The sequence below is a fragment of the Bacillus sp. FSL W8-0183 genome, from assembly GCF_038006825.1.
GTDB classification, from domain to species: Bacteria; Bacillota; Bacilli; order Bacillales; family Bacillaceae; genus Bacillus; species Bacillus altitudinis.
Genome location: NZ_JBBOVY010000001.1, coordinates 431,514 through 458,351, shown reverse-complemented (window position 1 = coordinate 458,351; position 26,838 = coordinate 431,514). Strand labels below are relative to the sequence as shown.

The 26,838-nt window shown below is 43.1% G+C and carries 16 protein-coding genes and 1 riboswitch; of the genes, 6 read left to right on the top strand and 10 right to left on the bottom strand.

Annotated features, from left to right (window positions below; translation table 11 throughout):
• Positions 1-16 precede the first annotated feature (16 nt).
• The 7 genes from NSQ64_RS02510 to NSQ64_RS02480 form a co-directional block, all read right to left on the bottom strand.
• A complete protein-coding gene (locus tag NSQ64_RS02510) occupies positions 17-10,732 on the bottom strand; it encodes a non-ribosomal peptide synthetase (protein WP_341014871.1) in 10,716 nt (3,571 codons plus the stop codon).
• A gap of 146 nt (positions 10,733-10,878) precedes the next feature.
• Positions 10,879-10,972, bottom strand: a riboswitch (cyclic di-GMP riboswitch).
• Positions 10,973-11,340: 368 nt separating this feature from the next.
• Positions 11,341-12,144: an ABC transporter permease gene (locus NSQ64_RS02505; protein ID WP_326377260.1), complete on the bottom strand. Its 804-nt coding sequence runs from the start codon at positions 12,142-12,144 to the stop codon at positions 11,341-11,343.
• Positions 12,137-13,006 (bottom strand): ABC transporter permease, encoded by an 870-nt coding sequence (locus NSQ64_RS02500; RefSeq protein WP_008347830.1) that lies wholly within the window; start codon positions 13,004-13,006, stop codon positions 12,137-12,139. Before NSQ64_RS02500 ends, NSQ64_RS02505 begins: the two co-directional genes overlap by 8 nt.
• Complete coding sequence (locus NSQ64_RS02495; protein ID WP_326377261.1) at positions 13,006-14,097, bottom strand: ABC transporter ATP-binding protein; 1,092 nt, start codon at positions 14,095-14,097, stop codon at positions 13,006-13,008. Before NSQ64_RS02495 ends, NSQ64_RS02500 begins: the two co-directional genes overlap by 1 nt.
• A gap of 8 nt (positions 14,098-14,105) precedes the next feature.
• Entirely contained in the window at positions 14,106-15,191 is a 1,086-nt protein-coding gene (locus NSQ64_RS02490) for an ABC transporter substrate-binding protein (protein WP_341014868.1), read from the bottom strand.
• Positions 15,188-17,173, bottom strand: a complete 1,986-nt coding sequence (locus NSQ64_RS02485; protein ID WP_268383551.1) for a hydantoinase B/oxoprolinase family protein — start codon at positions 17,171-17,173, stop codon at positions 15,188-15,190. Before NSQ64_RS02485 ends, NSQ64_RS02490 begins: the two co-directional genes overlap by 4 nt.
• Positions 17,163-19,232 carry a hydantoinase/oxoprolinase family protein gene (locus NSQ64_RS02480; protein WP_268383549.1) on the bottom strand — a complete coding sequence of 690 codons (2,070 nt, stop codon included), beginning with the start codon at positions 19,230-19,232 and terminating at the stop codon, positions 17,163-17,165. The genes NSQ64_RS02485 and NSQ64_RS02480 overlap by 11 nt, the downstream gene beginning before the upstream one ends.
• Before the next feature lie 366 nt (positions 19,233-19,598).
• Between NSQ64_RS02480 and NSQ64_RS02475 the strand changes: the two genes are divergently transcribed.
• The 3 genes from NSQ64_RS02475 (at position 19,599) to comJ (ending at position 22,374) form a co-directional block, all read left to right on the top strand.
• Positions 19,599-20,027 (top strand): NucA/NucB deoxyribonuclease domain-containing protein, encoded by a 429-nt coding sequence (locus NSQ64_RS02475; protein WP_058336347.1) that lies wholly within the window; start codon positions 19,599-19,601, stop codon positions 20,025-20,027.
• Between the two features lie 126 nt (positions 20,028-20,153).
• Positions 20,154-21,851, top strand: coding sequence for a methyl-accepting chemotaxis protein (locus NSQ64_RS02470; RefSeq protein ID WP_056703001.1), 1,698 nt, complete (start codon positions 20,154-20,156; stop codon positions 21,849-21,851).
• 136 nt (positions 21,852-21,987) lie between these two features.
• The gene (gene comJ / locus NSQ64_RS02465; protein WP_039166300.1) at positions 21,988-22,374 is read left to right on the top strand and encodes a competence protein ComJ; all 387 of its coding nucleotides are present in this window, start codon (positions 21,988-21,990) and stop codon (positions 22,372-22,374) included.
• A gap of 1 nt (position 22,375) precedes the next feature.
• On the opposite strand, the gene NSQ64_RS02460 is transcribed toward comJ, so the two are convergent.
• Complete coding sequence (locus NSQ64_RS02460) at positions 22,376-23,182, bottom strand: aminoglycoside N(3)-acetyltransferase (RefSeq protein ID WP_058336346.1); 807 nt, start codon at positions 23,180-23,182, stop codon at positions 22,376-22,378.
• Positions 23,183-23,206: 24 nt separating this feature from the next.
• Positions 23,207-23,626, bottom strand: a complete 420-nt coding sequence (locus NSQ64_RS02455) for an Lrp/AsnC family transcriptional regulator (protein WP_024718958.1) — start codon at positions 23,624-23,626, stop codon at positions 23,207-23,209.
• 115 nt (positions 23,627-23,741) lie between these two features.
• Here NSQ64_RS02455 and NSQ64_RS02450 point away from each other — a divergent pair, with 115 nt between their 5' ends.
• Positions 23,742-24,506, top strand: coding sequence for an MBL fold metallo-hydrolase (locus NSQ64_RS02450; RefSeq protein ID WP_341014859.1), 765 nt, complete (start codon positions 23,742-23,744; stop codon positions 24,504-24,506).
• A gap of 46 nt (positions 24,507-24,552) precedes the next feature.
• Here the strand turns inward: NSQ64_RS02450 and NSQ64_RS02445 are convergent, their stop codons facing one another.
• Positions 24,553-24,882 carry a YckD family protein gene (locus NSQ64_RS02445; protein WP_017366586.1) on the bottom strand — a complete coding sequence of 110 codons (330 nt, stop codon included), beginning with the start codon at positions 24,880-24,882 and terminating at the stop codon, positions 24,553-24,555.
• Positions 24,883-25,120: 238 nt separating this feature from the next.
• On the opposite strand from NSQ64_RS02445, the gene NSQ64_RS02440 reads away from it, so the two are divergent.
• Positions 25,121-25,936, top strand: a complete 816-nt coding sequence (locus NSQ64_RS02440) for a transporter substrate-binding domain-containing protein (protein ID WP_370529221.1) — start codon at positions 25,121-25,123, stop codon at positions 25,934-25,936.
• Between the two features lie 12 nt (positions 25,937-25,948).
• A complete protein-coding gene (locus tag NSQ64_RS02435) occupies positions 25,949-26,626 on the top strand; it encodes an amino acid ABC transporter permease (protein ID WP_008347854.1) in 678 nt (225 codons plus the stop codon).
• The last annotated feature ends 212 nt before the right edge of the window (positions 26,627-26,838 follow it).

The following is a 26,838-nucleotide window of genomic DNA, read 5'->3' as shown; positions in this document are numbered from 1 at the left end:
CCACCTCTTCGTTTGCTTAAAATATATCCATTAGCTTTTCAAGTTCATCCATGGTCAGGTCATCGTCTCCTACATCACTAGGCGTAATTTGCGCTTCATCTTGTGATACACAATGTGAGATGAGTGCCTTCACGTTCTTTTCTAAAAGGTCCTTAAACTGTTCCATCGTTTGCTCTTCAAATTCAAGCTGGTGATAGGATATCGTCATATGGAACATGCCCTGTTCTACGAAACCAACAATATCTAATGCATGAGGTTTCTCTGATTCTGGACTTAATGATTGACCTGCCTGCCAAGTGGATCGACTTAGTTCACCTCCGCCAATCTGTTCATCAAACTGACCAAGATAGTTAAAGCTGATATCTGGCGTGACATCAAATGCGAGACCGTCCTTCATTTTGTCAGGCGTTAAGTATTTTAAAACGCCATAGCCGATTCCCTTGTTCGGAATGTGTCTGAGCTCTTCTTTCAAAAGCTTGATTTGATATGAAAGATCCTCCGCATGCGACAAATCAAGCAGCACAGGATACATGCTCGTAAACCAGCCGATGGTCCGCGACACATTGACCGCCGGAAGGATGTCTTCCCTTCCATGTCCTTCAAGGTGAATAAAGTGTCTGTCTTCTCCTGTCCACTCTTTCAGGGTCAATCCTAAAGCGGTTAGCAAAATGTCGTTGATTTCCGTGTGGTACGCCTCATGTACTTCTGTCATTAGGCTGCGTGTTTCTTCCTCAGACAGCGTAAAGCGAATGGTTTTTGTATGCAGCATTCTTTGATCCTCTGTGACATGATCCTTTTGCAGAGGTGCAGTTAAATGCCCAAGTACCTTTTTCCAATAGTCCCTTTCTGCCAGCAGCTCATCTGACACTGCGTATTCCGTCAACTTCTGGGCATATGCTTGGAATGAATGTGTTTTTTCAGGAAGTGTCAGCTCCTCCCCGTGCTTCGCCTGCTCATAAAGAGCCATGAAGTCTTCAAGGAAAATACGCCATGACACACCATCAATGACAAGGTGATGTACAACGAGCAATAAGTGATCTCCATGATCCGTACGGAAAATCGCAGGTTTGACTAATGGTCCCTCTGTTAAAGAAATACTCGCCTGCACTTCATTTGCTAGCTTTTCTACCTGCTGGATTTGCTGTGATCGTTCTCCTTGTACTTCTATCACGTCCACCGCTACATCGTTTTCGTCTACTCCACGATGACGCTGGATGATGCGTCCTTCTTCTATCGGATAAACCAATCGCAAAGCATCATGATGGGTCATCATCTGCTCGAGCACTTGTTTGACAAGCACTTCATCCAAACCATTTGCCGCATGGAGCATAACGGACTGATTCCAATGATGTTGGCTGCTGAAGTTCCGTTCAAAGAACCAGCGCTGTATCGGTGTTAAAATAACCTCTCCTTCGACAGCTGACTGATCGGCTGTGAGAAGGTCCGCTTCTTCGATATATGGGCGAAGCTCCGCAATCGTTGGATATTGGAAAAGCAGTTTCATATCGAGCTTCCAGCCTGCTTGCGTGAGTCTGCTTGCCATTTGGATGCCTTTAATCGAATCTCCGCCAAGGAAGAAGAAGTGGTCGTGAATACCAACTTGGCTGACGCCAAGCACATCTTCCCAAATGCCGCAAAGCAGTGCTTCCACTTCATCTCTTGGCGCTTCGTATGCTATTTGATTCGCTTCCACATCAGGTGCTGGCAGTGCTTTGAGATCCACTTTGCCATTTGCCGTCATCGGCAGTTGGTCTAGCTTGATGATCCATGATGGAACCATATAGTCAGGCAAGGTGCGCTTTAAGCTATCTTTCAACGTATCCGTTTCTTTATCTGTGATGGCGTAAGCGACAAGAGCGTCTTGATCACTTGCGTCTTTGACCGTTGTCACGACGGCTTCTTTCACTTCATTCAGCGCAAGGAGCTGCGCTTCAATTTCTGACAGCTCAATCCGGAATCCGCGGATGTTCACTTGATGGTCTTTTCTACCGAGATAGATCAGCTCGCCATCCTCTGTCCATTTCACCAAGTCGCCTGTACGGTACATGCGCTCTCCAGGATAAAACGGATCTGGGACAAATCGTTTGTCCGTTTCCTCTGGGAGATTCCAGTAGCCTCTTGCCAGTCCTTTCCCCGCAATCACGAGCTCACCCGGTACGCCTTGCGGCGAGAGGTCATATAACGAACCCATAATGTAAAAACGAGTATTGGCAATCGCTGTTCCGATAGGAAGCGTGCCTTGATCTGGATCAATGATCCCGCTTGTCGCCACGACCGTATTTTCTGTTGGGCCGTAGTTATTGACGAGTTTGTATGGAACGGGCTTCACCTGTTTCAGCTTGTCCCCGCCTGTCAGTAAGTAACGGAGAGAATGATTGTCCATCGACATAAACTGCTCACATAGCTGTGTTGGCAGGAACGCAATGGTGATGCCTTCGTGATTAAAATACGAATTGAGCTTGATCATATCGAGGCGAATCGCTTCGTCGATGATATGGAGCTCTGCGCCGGCCATCCACGTCGGGAACATCTCCCAAATGGAGGCATCAAAGCCAAAGCCGGCATATTTGGCGGTTCGGTCTTGTTTCGTCACCTGGAAAGCATCATTGTGCCAAAAAGCAAGATTGACAAGAGACTGATGCTCGACCATGACACCCTTCGGCTGTCCAGTCGTTCCAGATGTGTAAATCATATAAGCGAGATCCGTTGGTTTGATAGGAACCTGAATCTCGTGTGCTTCTCCTTCTACTGCCTCTTCTATGAAGAGGGTATGACCTGTGAATGAAGGTGGTGCAGTGAGCCCTTTCTGAATCAGAAGGACCTCTGCCCCGCCATCTTCCAGCATGTAGGCAATGCGCTGCGCTGGATAATCGGCATCAATCGGCACAAATGCCGCGCCTGCCTTGAGAACTCCAAGAACAGCGGCTGTCATCTCAAGCGATGGACGTGTGAGAATGCCAATGCGGTCTCCCGGTTTTGTGCCGCTGGAAATGAGTCTTGCGGCGACTGTATTCGCCCGGTTGTTCAGTTCTTCATACGTCCAGCTTGTGCCGCAGAAGGATGCGGCTTTTTGATCAGGTACCTCCTGGGACTTCGCCTCAATCAATGCATGAACCGTTTGATCTGTCGGGACATCTAGATAAGGGCCGGACCATTCATCAAGCAGTTTTTGCTGCTGCGCTGGTGATAATAATTGCATCTGATCTAATAATTGGTCTGGTGCTGACACCATTTGTTCGATCAAGTAAAGGAAATACTCCTTCCACTTCTCAATCGACGACCGTTCAAAGATAGAAGAATTATAATCAAACACAAGCTCGATTTGATCGTCAGATTCGTTTCCAGTTAAGGTTAAGTCAAATTTTGCTATGTTCTCATTGAACGGCTGGGGAATGATATCAAGTCCATCCATCGACAGGTCACGAATATCTGCATTTTCCATCGAGAACACCACATCAAAGATTGGATGGCGGCTTGTGTCGCGAACTGTTTGCACTTGGTCCACCAGTTCTTCAAATGGGTAAAGCTGGTGTTCATTTGCCTCTAACACAAGCTCATGAACTGTTGACGCAAATTGAGAAAATGTCTGATGTCCTTCTGGTTTTGTTCTGAGTGCCAGCGTATTCACAAACATGCCGATGACTGATTGAATATCAGGATGGGTTCTGCCCACCACTGGAGAACCGATCATGATGTCTTCTTGTCTCGAAAGTTTGCTTAAAAGCGTACTGTAGCAAGCAAGCAGCACTGTATAAGTTGTACTGTTGAGTGATCTAACCAACTCATCCAATTGCGCTTTAAGCGCACCGTCTATAGAGAATTCGACGCGGCCCCCTTCAAACGTCTGAACCTTTGGTCTCGGAAGATCCTCAGGCAGCGCCAAAACAGGCAGTTCTCCTTGTAATTGTTCCAACCAAAACGCCGCTTCAGCCTCTTTTTGTGCAAGAAATTTTTCACTTGTTGACCAAACCGCATAGTCCTTATATTGAATAGGCAATTCATCAAGTTCGTCTCCTCGATACAAGATCGAAAGCTCATCAATTAAAATACCGACAGACGCACCATCTGAAATGATGTGGTGCATATCAATCAACAAATAATGAACACTCTCCGATTCAGACACAAGCCCCACTCTGAGCAGCGGCGCTTTTCCTAAATCAAATGGACGGATAAAATCATTCATTAATTGCTGAATGTCTCGGCCATCCCCTTCGATGTTTTCAATGTTCACAGAAACATTCGTTTCAATTCGCTGAACAGGTTCACCCTGAACGAAGTCAAAGCTCGTACGGAATGCTTCATGACGATGAACAAGCTGGTCAATGGCTTTTTTAAATCGTTTCTCATCAAATACACCTTCAAGCTTTAAAGCAGCTGGCATATGATAGCTCTGCTCGGCATCTGTTATTTTTTGCAGAACAAACAATCTTTTCTGAGCAGATGTCACAGGATAAAAAGCCGCTTCTTCCGCTTTTTCTACTCGCCTGATTTCAGTTCGATCTGTTTGATCCACCGCAAGGGCAAACGCCTCTAAAGTGGGTGATTCAAATAATGTTTTCAAAGTACATTCCACATGCATCTCTTCATAGAGCCTGTTCAGCATTTTCATGCCGCGCAGTGAATGACCACCGCATTCAAAGAAATGATCATGTCTGCCGATTTTCGGCACCTCAAGAACTTCCTCCCAAATGTGTGCCAATATACGCTCTGTATCTGATTGAGGAGGGACGTATTCATTTGCCGCCTGCTCACTTACATCAGGTACAGGTAATGCCCGTCTGTCTACCTTGCCATTCCCCGTTAGTGGTAGCTCGTCTAATTGCATGAAGAAAGCTGGCATCATATAAACAGGGAGTTCTCGTCCTGCTTGCTCACGTAAATCCGACAGCGGAACAGCACCTTCTGCTGTGAAATATGCACACAATGTATCATTTGATATCGCAATGACAACGGCTTCCTTCACTTGCGGATGCTGCAATAGCTGGTGTTCAATTTCGCCAAGCTCGATACGCTGACCTCGAATCTTGACTTGGTGATCTATTCGCCCAATGAATTCAATATCTCCATTTGACAGCCATCGTGCGAGATCGCCCGTTTTGTACATGACTTCACCAGATCGGAAAGGATTTTCAACAAACTTTTCGCTCGTTAACTCTGGTTGGTGATAATACCCCATGACCAGTCCATCACCTGCAACACAAAGCTCTCCAGCAACTCCCGGCGGCTGCACTTGTCCAAACTCATCGACAATATAAACAGCTGTTTGACTCACCGGCTTTCCGATCGGAATCGATAGTGCTTGTTCTTCAATGTGATTCACCGGATAATACGTTGTGAAAATCGTGCTTTCAGAAGGTCCATACATATGAATAAGTTTGTCTTCTCCAACCGTTTCAAGGGCTGCCACAACATGCGGCACAGAAGCACGTTCCCCACCAAACAGCACTTTTCTGACGTTTTTCAGGCTGCCTTTTTTCATATCAATCAATAAGTGAAATAGAGCGGTCGTGATCATTAAAATACTGACTTTTTCCTTCTCAATCGCGCCAGAAAGCTCATTCATATTTAAAATGTGATCCTTTGGCAAAACAATGAGTTTCGCTCCGTTCAATAAAGCACCAAACACATCAAACATAAATGCATCAAATACATAGTTTGAAAGGCTCATCACCGTGTCTTTATGATGAATGGTAAGATAATTCGACTGCTTCACTGTTCTCAAAATGTTCCGGTGCGTCACCATGTTCCCTTTAGGTTTGCCTGTCGTACCAGATGTGTAGGTCAAATTCGCCAAGTCCAAAGGCGAAACACATACAACTGGATTGCTCTCTGACTGCTGATCAACAGCTTGATCTTCTGTTTCTATGATTTTCCCTTCAAACGCAGTAAGCACAGAATGATGACGCAGCACCTGATGGGTCAGGACAAACTGTGCACCACTATCTGTCAAAAAGTGCTTGATGCGCTCATCAGGGAAGTCAGGATCAATTGGCACATATACACCGCCAGCCTTTAGCACAGCTAAAACCGACAGCACCATCTCATTGGAACGTTCAAAGAATAAAGCCGCTTTCATCCCTTTTTCAAAACCATGTTCGTGTAAATAATGAGCCAGCTGGTTCACTCTGCGATTCAGCTCTTGATAAGAAAGAACCTCATCTTTACATTGCAAAGCAGGCTGATGACCATGCTGCTGTACTTGTGATTCAAATTGCGTCACAATGGTTTCTTCCGCAGGATAAGGCGTAGGTAACGGGTTCCACACCTTCAATTGAGCCGCTGCCTCTTGTTCAGACAGTAAGCGGTATGATTGAATCGCTTGCTCCGGTACTTCGACCATCTGCTCCAGAAGATAAACATAATGCTTGAGCATCTGCTCGGCTGTACTTCGTTTAAATAACGCCGTACTGTAATCGAGAACAAAGGAAAGACCATGACTTGACTCTGTCGCTTGAAGTGTGAGATCAAACTTCGCAATATGGAAATTGGTTTCCTCGACTTCGACTTTCATCTCTCCAATATGCTGGGTTGTTGAATGATCTGGCGTCAGAGTAAAGACCGTATCAAACAATGGATGGCGGCTAAAATCTCTTTGCACATTTAGCTTTTCAAGCAGCCGCTCGAATGGATATTGCTGATGCTCAAACGCCCTCATCGTCTTTTCCTTTACTTGCTCAATCAACTGTGTCATTGAAGCGTTCGGATCTACCTCTGAACGTAAAGCAAGTGTTTGGACAAACATGCCGATCATGTCATTCAAATCTGCATGCACCCTGCCTGCTGTTGGCGTCCCCACCACAAACTCCTTTTGACCTGTGTATTTCGCAAGCAATGTATAGTAAGCAGAAAGCAACACGGTATACAGCGTCGTATGATGATTCGCTGCAAGCTCCCGCAAACGGCCTGTTAACGTCTCATCGATGTTTCTGAGAACGCGGTCTCCAGCGAAAGACTGGACAGCGGGACGCTGATAATCCGTTAGCAGCTGCAAAGCAGGGATATCTCCTGAAAATTCTTTCAGCCAGAATGCTTCATCTATTTGACCGCCTTGCTCTGCCTGTTGTTCTTGCCAAACAGCATAATCTTGATATTGAAGCTTCAATGGCGCTTTCACTAATCCCTCATATGCGTCAGACAACTCACGCAGCATCAAATCAATTGAAAGACCATCTGAAATCAGATGATGCATATCGAAATAGAGAAGATGCTCCTGATCATGTAAAGACTGTAGCCCAACACGCAAAAGCGGAGCCTGCTCAAGGTAAAAAGGTCGGACAAATTGACGCATGTTCTCTTCCATCGTGCTGCCTATCACCTGTTCTATTTGAAATGGAACGGATGAAGCTACCCGCTGACGAGGGACTCCTTTGACTGTATGAAAAGAAGTGCGCAGCATATCATGACGTGCGATCAGTTTTTCAAAAGCTCCCTCCAACTTCTCTCGTTGCAGCGTTCCTCTTAATTTCACAACGGCAGGCATATGATAGGCGATGCTCTGCTCCAACTGAGTCACCATATAAACACGCTGCTGTGCTGGTGACAGTGGATAATCGGCAGCAGTCGGTGCTTTCGGTATGACCACTTGTGAAGACTTTTCCGCTTGTTCAATATAAACAGCAAGTGCTGCAATCGTTTGCTGTTCAAATAAAACAGATAAAGGGACCTCCACTTGAAAAGCCCGCTGAACGAGTGTAAGAACTTTCATCGCTTTGAGTGAATGCCCGCCTAGGTCAAAGAATGAGTCGTACACACCTATGTTCTCTTGATGAAGAACGTCTTCCCACAAACGAACAAGCTTCGTTTCTACATCGTTTCTAGGCGCTACATAAACAGCACTGACAGCCTTGTCTCCTTTTAATGCAGCAAGCGCACGCCGGTCGACTTTCCCGCTAACTGTCAGTGGAAATGCCTCAAGCTGCTTGAAATAAAGCGGCATCATATAAGCTGGCAGCTGATGTTTGATAGCGGCTTGCAGGGTGTCCACGGAAAGAAATTCTTGTCGTGCTTGATAGTAAGCACTTAAAGCCTTTCCACCGTCCGGTTCATCCACGACAAGCACGACAGCCTGATCGACTCCGTCTACCTGCTCCATGACTGCCTCAATTTCACCTGTTTCGATGCGGTAACCTCTTATTTTTACTTGGTCATCTATTCTTCCAAGGTAATCAATAGTGCCATCTGGAAGCCATCTCACTACATCACCTGTGCGATACATCCGGTCTTCAGGAAAAAATGGATCTGGTCTGAATGCCTTCTCCGTCAATTCAGGCTGATTCACATAGCCCCGTCCCACTCCTATTCCCGCAATGCATAGTTCTCCCACAGCTCCCTGCACCTGTAGTTGTTCATGTTCATTTAAAATATAAATCCGATGATGACCCAGTGGCTTTCCAATTGACACATAGCGCTGTTCTGGTGACTTCTGCATCTCACTGAGATCTAGACGGTGAACCGCAGCATCCACACACGTTTCTGTCGGACCATACACATTCCACAAGGCAAAATCGGGCTGGCTGACACGCACAGCTTCAATCAGCGCCTGCGCTGCTTTCGCAGGGAGTGCTTCTCCCCCAATCAGCATGTGAGTCAGTGCAAGCCCATCCAAATCCGCTGCAAGTAAAAGCTGCACATGTGCTGGCGTTCCATCTGTTGCTTCAATTTGATGTTCTTTGTAATAAGTCGCTAGCTGTACACCGTTTCGTGTCGTTTCTCTTGGCACAATATGAAGCGTATGTCCAAATAAAAGAGCAGCAAAGATTTGTTTAACAGATGCATCGAAATGGAATGGTGCAAGAAGCGCCACTTGAAGCTGATTTGCCCCCTCATATACTTCGTGATGCAGAGCATGAACCAAATGATGCAGCTGAAGATGCTCGATCATCACTCCCTTCGGCTTTCCAGTCGTACCCGATGTATAAATGAGATAAGCCAAATCCTGTGATGTCGTCTGATCGATCAGCTCAGGCAGCGGACGATCTTCTAATTCCATATGCTGCTGGACAACCATTTTTTCCGCAATGGATGAATATCGCTGAACAAACGATTCTTCTGTTAAAACGATAGAAGCACCAGAATCTTCTACAATAAATTGAATGCGTTCCTCAGGTAATGCTGGATCGATCGGTACATATGCACCGCCAGCTTTTAATATCCCAAAAATGGCAACCATCGCATCTGCCGTCCGTTCCATTAAAACGGCAACTGGTACATCACGCGAGACACCTTTCATCTGTAAAAATCGTGCCAGTTTGTCCGCTTTTTGATACAGCTCTCCATAAGTGAACGTTCCATTTTCCGCTACCACAGCTGCCCGTTCTGAATACTTTTTAGCTACCTCATCAAATAAGTGGTGAACTGGTTTCGCTCCTGGTAAATCAAATGCTTCTCCCTTAGATAATTGAAGCAGCTGCTTTTGTTCATCTGCTGGCAGTAAAGAGAGAGCCCCAATCAGCTGATCTGGCTGAGAGACTGCCGCCTCCAGCAGAATCATCAATCGATCAAACAGCTTACTCATATCGTCTTCACTAAATAGATCTGTACGGTAATCCAAATCAATGGTCAATGTATCTGTATCCCAGCGGTCTTTCACATGAATCGATATATCATTCATTCCGCTTCCACTAAAAATCGGCTCCGTAATGAACGAAAGATTCTCTTTTTTCTGCCACTGCATGACCTGATACTCTAAAGAAATATCAAACAGGCGTCCTGTAAATCCATCTCTTTCCCTTAAATCATTCATGAGCACATTGTAAGGATATTTTTGATGACGCAAGATCTTCATCTGATCCGCCATGACTTGCTTCACGAAATCAAGAAACGTGAGGGATCCTTGCACAGATGCTCGCATCGGAATGGTCGACACAAACATCCCAATCATCTTTTTTTCCTTTGCATTTGTCCGATTGCCCATAAAGGTTCCAAGGACCACATCCTCCATGCCGCTAAATCGGTGCAAGTAAATATAGACAGCGGACATAAACATAGAAAGCATACTGACTTTCTCTTCTTCACAAAAAACTCGAAGCTTCTCCTTTAAAGCATCTGGAATATCTCCTGAAAATCTCTCCGCATGTAAACTCATCTCGTAACCTTTATGCGGTGTTAAAGAAGCGAAATCTGGAATATTGGCAAATTGCTCGTTCCAAAAAGCTTGGTCTTTCTGAAAACGTTTAGAAGATTCATACGTTTGCTCACTCATGATATGATCAACGAAGGAAATGTCTTCAATTGGGGAGATGTCTGTCCCCTGCAGCATGTCATGGTATAGATCAATGATTCGGTTTCCCATCAAGATAATTGAAATACCATCAGCCACAATATGATGTGCTTTACAGAACAGCCAGCACTCTTGATCACTGATTTGAAAGACCGTAAATTCGATTAAGGAACGGTCAATCAGTTCCATCGGCTCACGAATCTCCTCGTTCGCCCACGCCCTGATTTCCTTTTCACTCCATCCTTTCACCAAACGAATCGGCTGTTTTTCATATGGCTTGATATATTGAACGGGCTCCTCCTGCTCATGTTGATACACCAGCCTTAAACGAAGAGAATCAGTTTCACGAATGTACGCTTGAAGCACATCAACGATCAAAGAAGGATTTAGACCTGATACCGATCTTAACTTGGCAAACCCACCCAAATTAGAAATACTTGTGCCTGGATAAAATCTTTCCGTGTAGAATACTCGCTTTTGCGCATGTGTTAAGGGGTAATAAACTGTACTCATTCTTATCCTCCGCTCTTCTATGTTTTCTCCACCAAATGTGATACCCTGCACCCTCTATATCAAAAGAACCAAGTCTATTTCATTAAAATAGACGAATAACAGAAAAGGAGCCCACCCCGAATAAAACGGAGGGACTCCCATTTTGATTCGGTAACCTGCCGACCATAGTAAAAAAAGAAACTTTTACCTTAGGACATGGCTTTGCGTCTCTATGTTTCCATAGATTTGCCTTTTTCTTCTTTTCTTTTAGATATTTTCTATTTACGTCCACTTTATATGAAATTATTGTTTTTTTCACCGAAAAATGGGTGTAAAGATTCATGCGTTATGCCGAAGGGATCACATCATAATTTACGATATTTACCGAAAATAACTAATAATAGTTGCGTTCCACCGAAAATAAATGACCAATTACCGCAAAAATTTCATGTTTTTCCTTAAATCTTGCAAATATGACCGAAAATGTAGGAGAGAGGTCTCCTATCACGCCTCGCATTTTCTTAAATCTTAAGAACTATATTCCCTAAAACTTTGAATATTTTTACCATAAAAAACAATACAAAAAGAGCTGTCATTTCAAATGACAGCTCCTTGTTTCTTCATTATATTTACATCACCTTAGACAGACCAATCGTTTTCTCAATAATGAGCAACGCAATGATAGAAATGATAATAAATATGACAGATATCGCATTGACACTCGGATCAAAAGTTTGCTCAATGTAATTAAACGTCCTCACGGGAATCGTAATGGTTTGAGGTGAAGAAACGAACAAACTAATCGAGATTTCACCAAATGATGTCACAGCAGAAAACACCCCACCTGCGATAATGCCCGGCTTGATCAAGGGCAGTGTCACACGAAAGAAAGTACGTATGGGCCCTGCACCAAGATTCATGGAAGCTAGCTCAAGACGTGGATCAAGATTTGAAACACTGACACCCACGGTTCGTACCACATAAGGAAAACCAATGATGACATGCCCAATGACTAATGCCCACAAAGACCCTGTAAAACCCATAGCCGTAAACAAATACAGCATCGCAATCCCTAATACCACCTGAGGAATCATAAGAGGTGACAAAATAAAGGCTTGAACAGCTTCCTTTCCCTTAAAAGAAAGCCTTGCTAAAGCATAAGAAGCCATCGTTCCTAAAAGAACAGTAAGCGGCGTCACAATCAATAACAGAATCACGCTGATACGCAAAGATTCCATCCATTCTGGATTCGACAAGACCTCATGAAACCAACGAACGGAAAATGAAGTCGGCGGGAATTCAGGAAAGGCATTCGGGCTAAAAGCAGAAAGAACAATGACAAGAACAGGTACGGTTAAAAAGAGATAAACGAGTGAGCCTGCGGTCCATATCAGAACCGAAAGCAAACGGTCACTTATTGATTTTTTACGCATGCATCCTCGCCTCCCATCGCTTCAATAGATAGCTTAATAGACTGACGACCGCTAGCACACAAATCAATAAAGTAAAGGACATCGCAGCGGCAAGAGGCAAATTATACACCTGCATGACCTGCTGATAAATGGACAGTGGCAAGAGCGGCTGCATCCGTCCGCCGACTAGCAGAGGAGTAATATAACTTCCTGCTGCAAGTGAGAAGACAATAATTGCTCCGGTGATCATGCCTGGAATCGTAAGCGGCAAGGTCACATGAAAAAATGTCCGTATACGCCCAGCACCAAGACTCATAGAAGCCGGTCTTAAGTGACGGTCCATATCAGTTAAGCTCGTTGCAATAGGCAGCACTGCAAAAGGCAGCATCACTTGAACATAAGCAATAATGACCGCATTCATATTCCACAGCATCGATAGCGGTTTCTCAATCAGATGTAAATCGATCAGCATGCCATTGATCAAGCCATTTTGCGAAAGAAGAACGATCCATGCAAATGTGCGAATGACGACACTCGTCAAAAGCGGCGATACAAGTAAGATATAGAAAAAAGCCCGCAATCTTGGATGAGGTGCTTTCACTAGCACATAAGCTGCAGGATATGCCATCAATAAACAAATCACCGTTGTCTGTAAGGCCACCCACACAGTACTTCCAATTGCTTTCACATATGCATCTGTCGTAAATACATGTAAATATTGAGACAAACTATAGGATTGTAACGTATTCATCATCGAATCCACATCACGAAAACTGAGGACAAACATCATCACAAGCGGAGCAAGAAGGAATACAACTAGAAACAAACAAGCTGGCAGCAGCATAAACCAATGAAAGCGCTGATTCTTTTTTTTGATTCGCATCACGCATGCACCTTCGAATCTAAGAAAACAATATCTTCAGGCTGCCAATGAATATGCACAGTTTCTCCAACTCGAGGCAGCTCGGGAAATGCTGCGTCTGATGCATGGACAATGATTTCACCTTGATCAAGCCCAACGACCAAACGTAAAGAGTGCCCAATATAACTGACATCTGCCAACATTCCTGTGACATGATTTGGCTGAACTTCCTCCCCGCCAGAAGATAACTTGATTCTCTCAGGACGCAGCATGAGTAAATGCTTCTCGCTCTTCTCTTTAAATGCGGCAGCTTTTAGCTGAACTTGCTTCCCATTTGATTGAGTGAAATGTGGAACATTGTATGTGGAAGTAACTTCATCATACTCCGCTTCAAATAGATTGACCTGTCCGATAAATTCAGCAACAAAACGATTATTTGGCTGACGATATACTTCTAAAGGTGTCCCAATCTGCTGAATTTTCCCCTCACCTAATATCCCAATTCGGTCGGAAAGACTTAAGGCTTCCTCCTGATCATGCGTCACAAGAATAGTCGTAATTCCGACATTCCGTTGAATATTTCGCAGCTCCGTCTGCATATTTTTTCTTAGCTTTGCATCTAGGTTACTGAGTGGTTCATCCAGAAGGAGAACAGCCGGCTGGATAGCAAGTGCCCGTGCAATTGCGACCCGTTGCTGCTGACCACCACTTAATTGGTGCGGCATACGTTTGGCAAATGACTCTAATTGCACAAGAGACAAGCTCTCCATCACCTTTTGCTTGATTTCCGCCTTCTTTTTCTTTTGAACCTTCAACCCATATGCAACATTATCAAATACGGTGAGATGTGGGAAAAGTGCATAGCTTTGAAAGACCATCCCCGTTTTTCTTTGATAAGGAGGTAAAGTCGTCACATCCTGATCACCAATATAGACGACTCCTTTTGTCGGTTCTAAAAAACCGCCAATGATATTGAGTAAAGTTGATTTTCCGCAGCCACTAGGGCCAAGAAGGGAGAAAAACTCCCCCTCTTTTACCGTAAGACTGACATCATCAAGAGCAATCTGTTCGCCGAAATGCTGGCTGATATGTTCTAAATTGATTCCACTCATGCGATCACCTATTTTCCTCCGCCTAATACTTCATTCCATCGATTTGTCCATTGACCGAGCTCTGAAGTCGCTGTTTCGTAATCTACCCAAGTCAGCTTGCTATAATAATTTTCGCCAACCTTCACTTTCCCCTTAATTTTGTCTCCGTATTTCACATCAGAATTCGACATGCCATAGTAAGATTTTTCTGAGAAGGCTTCTTGAGCTTCTTTCCCACTAAGGTAGTTTAATAGCTTATAAGCCGCTTCCTCATGCTGACTTCCCTTTGTTAACGCCCAGCTCGCAACTGCTGCCACAGCGCCTTCTTTCGGATATGAGAATCCAATATCCACCCCTTCTTCTTCAAGTGCAAATGATCGGCCATCCCAATATGGAACTGCCGTCACGTCACCACGTTCTAACAGCGTTTGAATAGACCCTGGGTTATCAGGAAAAGCAGCTACACGCCCTTTTAATTGTGCGAGGCTTTTAAATGCTTTATCAATATCCTTAGGATTTGATTCTGTCCCTCCTTGAGCATGGACAAGTGCAGAGAAAAATTGTAAGCCCGCTGAATAAGTTGGGGAAGAAATCGCCACTTTCCCTTTCAGCTGATCGCTCCATAAATCTGTCCAGCTGTTTGGCTCCTGTTTGACAAGATCTTTTCTATAAGCAATTCCAAGCTGTCCCATACTAAAGCCTGCTGCATATTGTTTTCCATCAACAGTGAGTTTCTTTTGAACAGAACGATAAAGCTTTTTCACATTTGGCGCTTGATCTTCATCAATAGGCGCAAGAACGTTTGCCGCAATACCTCTTTGAATCGTATCAGGCTGTAAAATAAGCAAATCATACGGTGGATTTTTACCATTAGATGCTTTTAATTTTGTAAACCATTCAGAATCTGCCCCAGAGACCGTTTGTACCTTAATGCCTGTATCCTTTTCAAACTTTTCGAGGATTGGCTTAATATTCTTTTCCCAATCTCCTCCGTAGACACCAACGATCACAGTCTGCTGCTGTTTACTTTGGTCCTGCCCATTTCCACCGCATGCAGACAGCAGTAACATGACGGATAGGACACCTGCAAATATGGCGATTACTCTTCTTTTCATGATTCATTTCCCCCTTTTTGTTGATTCAACTGACGAAGTGCTTGAATAATATCCATCTTTGTTAACGGTTCCTGTCTATGACTAAAATGAGAATGAACCGCATGTTTATAGTGCGTACGCTCATTTGCTGGGTATGAACGAAGCTGCACAGCAAGCTCACTGCTGGCTTCGTCCGTCCACACTTTCTCATAAGCTGCTCTTTGCTCTCCAAAATCCCAAGCGACAGCATCAGCATCATTCATCTTTTCACGAAGCCTGCTCGTCTGTTCGTCATCAATTTTCCATTCATTATGGTCTCGATAGACTTTGACGCCATATTGCTGAAGTGCTCTTTCTTCACTTAATAGCCCTGCTTCCACTTCATGAAGGACTTTTTCTTTCTTTCTAGCAAATGGATTCCCCCATCCTCCCCCACTTGGTGAAACCAATTGAACAATATCGCCTTTTTCAAGACGCATAACATCAATTTTCGGCTGGTTTTGTGTCTCCCCATTTGGTTTGGTCAATTTCACCTCACCAATTGCTCCTGCTCGGCCACCCATTAACCCCCAAGGTTGAAACTTCATTCGTTCCATTCCTCGTGCCGTCACCATCGATTCTGGCTTGATCATTTCAAATTCTAAACCAATCGCATGTCCCCCTCTATGTTCCCCTGCTCCACCTGTGTTCGGCAGCAGTTCATATCGGTGTACATGAATATCAATATGCTGTTCCAAGCTCTCAATAGGTGTATTTTTTAAAAAGCCTGACGAATGATCAATTCCATCTACTCCATCAGTCCCTTTTTGAGCACCGCCGCCTCCGCCTAACGGTTCAACCACAGACATTTTTCTGCCTCCTGTTTGATCATCAGGAACAGAGAGAACGACGATAGCGGATTGACCTGCACCTGCCGCCGGCACTGCTTCAGGCAACAGCTTACCAATAGCACCTAGCACGACATTATACAGTCTCATTGTAATGGAATGCCGAATACCGACAGAAGCCGGATATTCTGGATGGATAAGCGTTCCTTTAGGTGAAATCACGTCTATCGGATACGTAATCCCACCATTAATCGGAATAAAAGGATCTTTACTAATGATGTAATTAATCAATCCTTGATATAAGAAGGAGTGCTTTTGACCATTGGTGACAAGATTAAAAGCTGTCTTAACTTGCGGGTCACACTCAGAGAAGTCCAGTGTCAGCTGTTTCCCTTTGACCGTCAGCTTAATCTTTAATCGGATCGGCACGTCCGAAATCATATCATCATCCAAGTAATCAGCGAATTCACTCGTTCCATCAGGGATGGCTTCAATTACTTTTCCGGCGCGATCCTCTGCTTGCTTCAGTAGATCAATCATTCCTTGCTTCACTTCGTTTTTTCCAAATTTCTCGATCATTTCTTTTAGTCTGATTTCTGCTGTATTAACAGCGGCAATCATCGCATTAATATCGCCATCATTTAAATGACTCGCCCGGCTATTAGCTCTTAAAAAGGTACGAACAACCTGATTCTCTTTTCCACCTTCATAGATTTTCACTGGCGGAATTCTTAATCCTTCTTGATGAACATCCGTGGCAGTTGGAGAAATACTTGAAGGGACAAGACCGCCCACATCACTTACATGAACAAAAGACCAGGCATAGCTGACAATTTCATTTTCTATAAAAATGGGTTTGATGATATGAACATCTGGCAAATGAGTCGCTAAACCGTCTGTCGTATAAGGATCATTTGTGATGATAATGTCACCCGGCTGCATCGGTCCGCTTTCTTCAATCGCTTTTCTGAGACTCAGCCCTAAAAAGATCGTGACACCGACTGTTTTTGGGTAAACAAAGAAATCTCCAGAAGGCGTGGCTAATGCTGTGGCAAAATCCGCCGATTCTTTTACGAATGTTGTAAAGGATGTCCGCTCAATGACATGTCCCATGCCTGATGCAATCGCATTAAAATAACTCCTCATCATCTCAAGCTTTGCTGGATCAGTTCCCATGTAAAGCCGCCTCCCTTGAAATCACCAAGTTTCCTGAATGGTCTATGCTGCCTGCCCAGTTTGGCAAAATCAATGTTGTCGTATCATCTTGCTCAATGATGGCAGGTCCATTCACAACAGCACCTAATGACAAAGTACTCCGATTGTAAACAGATGCTTCGTACTCTTTTTCTTCTATAAAGATTCGTCTGTATGATTGTGGTATTAAAGGCTGTCCGCTGCTTTCATCAACAGAAGAGAAAGGCAGTGGAGGCGTTTCACCTATAACCCGAACTCGCAAATGAGTAAATTCAATGTTCGCCTGATCATCTCTATGGCCATATTGACGCTCATGCAGGCTGTGGAAAGCTTCAATCAGATGATAGACGTCTTGTTCCTGCTTTAGCCAATCCACCGATAATGGCAATTCAATCTCAAATGCCTGTCCTTGATAGCGGGCATCTGCTAATAACAAAATGGACGTTTGTTTGATATGTTGAATATTTTGCTGGCTGAACCAATCCGTTGCTTTGCGAGAAAGCATTTCATAATCTTGTTTTAATTCGTCCATCGTATAGTCTTGTAAGCATATTTTCTTAGACAACACAGCATCATGGATAAAATCGGCTGTAAGTGCACCTAGCGCACATAATGTCCCTGGACTTGGAGGGACGACCACATTTTTCGCATGAATTTCTCTCGCAAGGAAATTCGCGACAACAGGCCCTGCCCCGCCAAATGCTAGCAAACTAAAATCTCTAGGATCAAACCCTTGCTGCTCCATGACATTGCTTAGTTCTGTGTACATATTGGCAACAGCCACTTGAATCAACTGGTCAGCCGCCTGTTCGACCGTTTTATGAAGCTGATCAGCAATTGGCTGAAAGGCTATTTCCGCTGCAGACCGCTGCAATTGTAAATGTCCTCCGGCAAACCGATCTTGATTGAGGTAACCGCATATGAGAAATGCATCGGTTAAAGCAGCTTTTTTTCCCTTTCCATACGAAGCAGGCCCAGGCTGCGAGCCAACTGATTCCGGTCCTGCTTTAAGAAGCCCGCCTTGATCAAGCCATGCAACAGAACCTCCGCCAGCCCCTATCGAATACATTGCAACAGATGGAAGAATGATCGGAAATCCTGAAAGCTGATTCGACTGAGCCATTGTAGGCTGCCCATTTTGAATGATCGAGATATCTGCACTTGTGCCACCAACATCAAACGTAATTAAATTGGGTTCATTTGCAGATGTTGCAATTCTTGCCGCACCAATTACTCCAGCTGCCGGGCCAGAAAAAAGTGTTTTAACGGGTGAAGTGGCTGCGCTTTCTGCATCCATTAAACCACCATTTGATTGGGTAATGTATGGAGAAATTGGTACACCTTCTTCTTTCAAACGGTTTTTCAACTTTTGTAAATATTGTTTCACCTTTGGTTGAATGTACAAATTGACAACAGACATCACTGTCCGCTCATATTCTCTCATTTGTGGCCATAATTCTGATGATGTCAGGACTTCTAACTGTGGGTAATGATGATGAATATAGGCTTTTGCCTGTAATTCATGAACTGGATTTTGATAGCTATGTAAAAAAGAAATGACAATGCCTGCTAGTTTTTTAGAGATGACCTGCTGGACAGCATCATCTAATTGCTGCAGTTGGAGAGGTTTTTTGATCGAACCATCGTGTATGAGCCTTTCAGAGATTGGATATACATGTTTTCGTGGTATCAATGGTTCTGGCAATTGAGAATTGAAGTCATAAGGAATGGGTAGACGTAAACGCTGTAATGACAAAATGTCTTGAAAACCTTCCGTTACAAAAAGGGCTAAATCTGCTCCCTTTCTCTGCAATAATGTATTAAGACCGATTGTCATGCCGTGTACGAGATATTGGATTTTGGATAAATCGACACCTCTTTCTTTTAGAAGTTTTAGCCCATTGATAATTCCTTGAGCTGGGTCATCTGTCACTGTAGGTGTCTTGAGTTCAGTCAGCTCCCCTGTTGCTTCATTCATCAGCGATAAATCAGTAAATGTTCCACCTATGTCTATTCCGAGCCGATAAGAGACATCCGCCATTTGTACTTCCCTCCTGTCATGTAAATGGAATCATATTTTGATAAATTACGACATTTTTTGATATTTGACTCCATATTATTAAAGCATATCGGTCTAGTCAATTTTATTTTTTGAAATTTCTGTGTGTTAAAATCTTGAAATTAGCCCAAAAACCAATCATAAAGCCATTTTGCATCAGCATATATGTTTTTTGAGTAGCAAAATTAAATTTTTATGATGTTTGTACAACGAGGAAAAGAGCATAAACAGGTAAAAAACGTTTTTCGAACTTTAAAAGACGTTTTTTCAAAACGAGGAGAAATTGGTAAGTAATTCTGCTATACTTCTGTTTACAAAATACGCTAAAGAGAAAGAGAGCTAGCATCTATGAAACTTCTTAAAACCATTCTCTTGCTTTTATTGATTGTCATTGGTGTAGCAACAGGCTATGTCCAACTAGGGCAACATAAACAAGAGACGACAAACTCTTCTTATGACAAAACCATTCACTTTCCATCAGATCGTTATCCAGAAACTGCGAAGCACATAGAAGAAGCTATTGACGAAGGTCATTCTTCCATTTGCACCATTGATCGGAAAAATAGTGATGAGCAAAGAGACAAATCACTTCATGGCATTCCAACAAAGCGTGGTTATGATCGTGATGAATGGCCAATGGCGATGTGTAAAGAAGGTGGAGCAGGGGCTTCTGTCAAATATGTACGTCCTTCGGATAATAGGGGGGCAGGCTCTTGGGTAAGTCATCAATTATCAGATGATCCTGATGGCACAAGAATCCAATTTATTATCGAGTAGCACGATCTTTCCTTTTTTCATAACAAAAATTTCTGTGTAAGTGCATTCACGTATATCAAACATTTTTTTCATGCCGATAATCTTTAAGGAGGGATACCCTACCTTATACCTAAAGGAGTAAAAAGCATGAAGAAAAAAGGAAAACTGAGGCTTGGCGCCAAAATAATGCTGATCTTTTTAAGTGTCCTCATCGTATTTTCAGCAGTGGTTGGTTATGTAGTGAACCGCGAAATGACAGAGAACATTAAGCAAATGGCCACCGAAAAAGCAAAAGGCGATCTAAAGCTAGGATACGCTTACCTAACTGAAAAGGTTGCTGGCTCGTGGCAGATAAAAGATGGCAAGCTTTACAAAGGAAATACTCAAATCAATAACCATGACACATTGGTTGATCAATTAGCCGAGTATACTGGTGATACAATCACGATCTTCCAAGGAAATACCCGCGTTGCCACAAATGTCATGTTAAACGGGAAACGAGCTGTAGGAACCGAAGTCTCACCTGAAGTAAAGGCCGCTGTTTTGGATAAAGGTGAGAATTATTACGGAACAGCCAATGTTGCCGGGAAAGACTACCAAACGGCTTATATGCCCATCAAAAATGATACAGGGGAAACGATTGGTATTTTCTATACCGGTGCAAATCAAAGCATGATTTCACAAATGCTTCAGTCTTTCTTTATTCAATTTGTCACGGTCCTACTGTTAAGTTTAATTGTTTCTGTTATCATTATTTCTATTTTCACAAAGCGGATTCAGACACGTCTCAAACATATGGCATCTGCTATTAAGAGTGCGGGCGAAGGAAATTTAACCATCAACGTGACAGATCACACAGGCGATGAACTTTCTGAGCTGGCAGGTCACTTTAATAAGATGCGTGAGAAATTAAATCAAACCATTTTAAATGTGATCAAAACATCTGAATTAGTAGCCACCTCTTCTGAGGAGCTGTCAGCTAGCGCAGAAGAAACGAGTGCAGCATCAGAAAAAATTACCCATACCATTCAAGAAGTCGCTCAATCGTCTGAACAGCAATCGTCCCAAATGACAGCTAGTGAGCACACGATGAGACAAGTATCTAACGAGCTGGTAAACATCACTGAAAATGCGGGACAAATGGCAACAAGAAGCCAGTCCGCACAAGAAATGGCCCAAAAAGGTGTACAAAATATCGGTGAAGTCAATTCACAAATGACATCTATTGCAAAATCAATTGAAGAGAACGGCACAGCAATTCAAGCGCTAGAAACACGTTCAGCCGAGATTGATCAAATTTCCAAAGTGATTACAGATATCGCTAACCAAACAAATCTACTTGCTCTTAATGCGGCCATTGAGGCAGCACGCGCAGGTGAACATGGAAAAGGTTTTGCCGTTGTGGCAGACGAAGTGAGGAAGCTCGCAGAAGAATCGCAAACATCATCCAACATGATTTCACATCTCATTTCCGAAATACAAAAAGAGATGAATCATTCGACGAGTGCCATTAAACGAGTACGAGAGGAAGCGGCTCAAGGGGCTGTTCTTATTTCTCATACAGAGGATTCATTTATTGACATTCAGCAGTCAATGAAGGAAATGGCAGATGGCATTAAACATTTATCAGATGCATCCCAAAAAATCGCAGCTTATACAAATGATGCGAAGCAAACCTTTGCCTCTATCACAGAAGGCGTTAAACTGACGAGTGAACATTCACAACAAGTAGCAGGTTTAACAGAAGAACAATTTGCAGCAATGGAAGAAGTAACAGCTTCATCAGAGGCTCTCGCCCATTTAGCAGGAGACCTAAAAGAAATGGTTTCGCAATTTCACATCTAGATCCCTCAAACAGTAGCGCAAGACGGCGACAATCGTCTTGCTGCCTAACATTCTCTTCAATAATCTTACTTTCAAACATTCACTTTTCAACATGATCGCCAGCTGGACAAATCTTATGAATAAAGGAGTTATCTATATGAATGATTTAAATCAAACGTATCCCCTATCTATCTCCTATCACCAAATCACCGTATACACTGGAAGCACGACGCCACCTGTGATTGATTGGACAGATGACGATATTCTTCAAGGATTCGCAACTGGGGATCGAGGTATTTCTTTTGAAGGCATCAATAACGGAAAAGCTTCTATTATCGTGACATTAAACAGCCATGAGCCTCCATCATCCGTTGATAGAGTCATCACAGTGCCATTTACTCATTCAAGTGATCATGTTTATCTGACAAGCGTCATGGCACAGGTACTGTCTTTCTCCATTCCAAAAGGAGACTATCAGCTCACCTGCTATATATCTGAGCACCCTGATCAAGATCTCTATTATTTTGATTTTCAGACTGCTTAGATCACGCCTGGTCGTACTGTTCAAGCCATTTTTCCGCAAAATCGACCGATTCTCTCATCGGCAATAAATACGAATTGGCTAGCCCAATTCGACTGTGGTTATAACGACATCCTGATTGTAAGAAATCACGACCAATCTGTTCGAATAGTTCTTCTCTTGTGATGATATCTTGATACTCTTTCCACACCCTCCAACCATTCTCTAAAATGGGGGCCCCTCGTGTCATGAGGTCTTGCTGTGAGATTCGATATTCAGCTAAGTGAAAAGCTGTCACACTCTCGAATGACGTGCCAATTAGCAGCACTTTTGCATCAAGATCGTACATACGTCCAAGAGGTGAATTTTCTCCTAAACCATAAGGAAGCGCATGGTGTTTCAACACTTCATCTTTCCTTTTCCCCCAGGCGGTGAATGAGAAATGAGGATGATTGCTTCTTTCTACGCCTGGGTATTTCCAAAAGGTCTCCGCTACCTTTCCCATTGCTGTTGGAGCTGTGTAAGCCGGATCAAATGCAGGCATCGTGTCTTTGATCGGTTTCCACCAAGAATAAGGAACAGGCGGATTGATCCAATCAGCAGGATCAGACAGCTCTAATGTTTGTGCCGGCATAATCAGTGTTCCTTCATCTGTTAAAATATCCATCATAGCTTGTATAACGGCTATAGCTCCTCCATTCACCCAGCCAATAGATGACAAGGATGAGTGGACACATAAGATCATGCCCTTCCTTACACCAAGTTGAACCAAATCCGCTTTGATTCTTTCCTTTGTGATGGGTTCAGCCTGATGTTCAATTAATCTTTTCATCGGTTATTTCCTCCTGCGTCTCATCTATTCTTGATGAGTGAGACGTTTCACAGCGATAGACAATTTATAATTTGCATGCTTTGTTAGCTCCGTTAAAAATTGATCAAGCTCATCATGACTGGAGAAATGTCCTTCAGCCATATAACAGCCCTCTCCACTTATTTTAAACAGGTTTTTGATTTCTTCCTTTTGATGGAGAAACGATAAAAGCGGTTCATGATCATGACTTCGGGTAAAGAGCTGTAAAAATGTTTGGATGTTCTGCTGTGTCCGCCAGTTAATTGAAATGGTATAGGCTTCAATAACCCCCTCTTCTTCAAGCTTTAAAACTCTATTTTTAGCAGCTTGACCAGTTAAATGGACTTTTTCACCAAGTGCTTTCATCGTCAATCGGCTATTCTTTGAGAGTTCTTTTAATATATCCATATCTGTTTTGTCTAGCATTGGCTCACCTCTTTCAAAAATCAAGTCGTTCCGCTGAAAGACTTTCATGATCCTCTGTCACATGAAGCTCTTTTAATATACTGTAAACTTAATGAGAAAAAAAGGAGGCCTTCTAATGAAAATAACACTCATTCGTAATGCTACTTTATACCTTCAATATGGTCCGTCAACATTTTTAATCGATCCCTTTTTAGCAGCAAAAGGAACCTATCCACCGTTCCCGCATACTGCCAATCAACATGTAAACAATCCAATTGTGGATCTGCCTGCAAACATTGATTTGGACAAGATATTACAGCCGGATGCTGTCCTGCTCACTCATTTACATGTAGATCACTTTGACGACGAGGCAAAAAAGAGATTAGCGCAAACTTTGCCGATCTATACTCAATCAGAGAAAGATCGCATGGAAGTAAAAGAAGCTGGATTTCAGCATGTCACATGCATTGAAGATGAAATGGATGTTTGCGGTGTTCATATGAAACGAACTGGCGGGCAGCACGGGACAGGAGAAACCGCTAAACGGATGGGACAAGTGAGCGGTTTTGTTTTCTCTCATCCTGATGAGCCTACTCTTTATATTGCAGGAGATACCATTTGGTGTGATGAGCCGAAAGAGGTTGTGAATACATGCCAGCCAGATATTATTGTGGTCAATAGTGGGGCTGCCCAATTTTTAGAGGGAGACCCAATTACGATGACCAAGGAAGAGATTGTAGACATTCACCATACTCAACCACAAGCTCAAATCATCGCCTGTCACCTTGAAGCCGTGAATCATTGTTTATTAACAAGAGCCGCATTAACATCTTACATTCAAGAGAATCATGCAAATCAGGCCATTTTTGTCCCTCAAGATGGTGAAACGCTGACCTTTTAACACATAAACAATAAAAACCGGCCCCTTGCTGCCGGTTTTCTTGAACTTATGGTCGATGGTGCTGTGGTTTTTTTAGTAATGGAACAAACCCGTTATTTTTTAAATGGTTGTAATGTTCATCCATTCGTTTTGTGATGTGCGTGCCTTGTTCCTTCGTTAACACACCATACTGAACGTATTTTTCAATCACTTCTTTTCGTTTAGACAAAATTTGCTGTTCAAGTACTTCAATTTGTTTTTGTTGCTCTGTCGTTAATTTTACTTGATGCGTGACGGGGCGCTTTTCCATTTGGGGTGTTTCTCCATGAGCCGTATTCACCTGAAAACCAAATAATAGCACCATCGTTAGTATGATCAAACCACTTGTTTTTTTCATCTCTGTCGTTCCCTCCTTTATTCGATTTTAATTTGCGCATTCTTTCCTTTTTTATACATTATTCACAGCATCAAATTGCACATAATATTCTTACTTTTTCGCTTTTCATCTGAAAACGTTGTCCTAACTGAAAAAGCGTGCTATGTTTTGTTTTGTATAAAAAATAGAGGAGGATTCTTAAATGAGTCGTTTTTATCATAGAAAACCTATATGGGTGCTGCTTGTTGTGTCTGCTCTCATGCTTGTCATGTCTGCTTGCAATCAATCAGGCTCATCTCAGTCTGGAGAATCAAAGTGGGATCAGATTCAAAAGAAAGGGAAAATCGTGGTCGCTACTTCAGGCACCTTGTATCCTACGTCTTACCATGATACATCGAACGGCAAGGATCAATTGACTGGCTATGAAGTGGAAGTCGTCAAAGAAGCATTTAAGCGCCTTGACGTCAAAGTAGAATTTAAAGAAATGGGTTATGACGGTATGCTCAGTGCCATTAATTCAGGTCAGGTGGATGCCGCTGCAAACGATATCGACATCACAGATGACAGGAAAGATAAGTTCGCCTTTTCAACACCTTATAAATACTCCTATGGAACCGCTATCGTCAGAAAAGATGATCTGTCAGGTATTAAAACGCTAAAGGATTTAAAAGGAAAGAAAGCAGCAGGTGCTGCAACGACCATCTATATGGATGTTGCCCGTAAGTATGGTGCAAAAGAAGTCATTTATGATAATGCCACAAACGAGCAATATTTAAAGGATGTCGCAAACGGCCGTACAGATGTCATTTTAAATGACTACTACTTACAAACACTGGCGCTTGCTGCATTCCCTAAGCTAAATATTACGATCCATCCAGACCTAAAATACATGCCGAATGAACAAGGGTTTGTGATGAAAAAAGACAATACAGAGCTTCAAAAAGAATTAAATCGTGTATTAAAAGAGATGAAAAAAGACGGAACCATGAAAAAGATTTCAGAGAAATTCTTTAATCATGCTGACGTCTCAAAGAAAATTGATGTTGATGTCGAAGATGTCGACATTTCTAAATAAGGAGCCGCAGACGTGGGAGATATTCATTTAGAATATATCTTTAATCCTGCACTGGCAAAAGCGTCATTTCCATTTGTCATGAAAGGCATCTGGCTGACGCTGCTCATTTCCTTTGTGAGCATGTTTTTTGGTACGATTCTAGGTTTTTTTATTGCCCTTGCTAGAATGGCAAATACGTGGTTCCTTCGGCTGCCTGCACGGCTGTATATCTCATTCATGCGAGGGGTTCCCATTCTGGTCATTTTGTTTATCCTTTATTTCGGATTCCCTTACATCGGCATTGAATTTACAGCTGTCACTGCTGCTATTATTGGATTCAGCTTCAATAGTGCTGCATACATTGCCGAAATTAACCGGGCGGCTCTCTCCTCTGTTCCAAGTGGTCAAGTGGAAGCCGCCAAATCTCTTGGTCTCAGCTATTGGCAAACGATGCGCGGAGTCATCTTGCCTCAATCCGTGCGCATTGCACTGCCGCCCCTGACCAACGTCATGCTTGATTTAATCAAAGCTTCCTCACTAGCGGCAATGATTACTGTGCCCGAACTCTTCCAGCAAGCAAAAATTGTGGGTGGACGAGAATTCGATTATATGACCATGTATATATTGGTTGCCTTGATTTACTGGGGCATATGCAGTGTGGTCTCATTGCTCCAAGACTTTTTGGAAAAACGCTATGCAAAATATCTATAACAACAAAAAGCAGATCCGTTGGATCTGCTTTCTGCTTTTTGTTGACAAAGGGCTAAAATGAACTTGATTTTAGCCCTTTGTCTTCTTTTCAGCGTGAAAGAAAACCTTTGCAGTCTAGGAAGGACGAGCACTGGAGCAGAGCGAATTTGACATTCGTGAGCACCAGCGCGCAGGACTGACACCGAATGCGAGGGTTTGTCTTCACGCTGAGC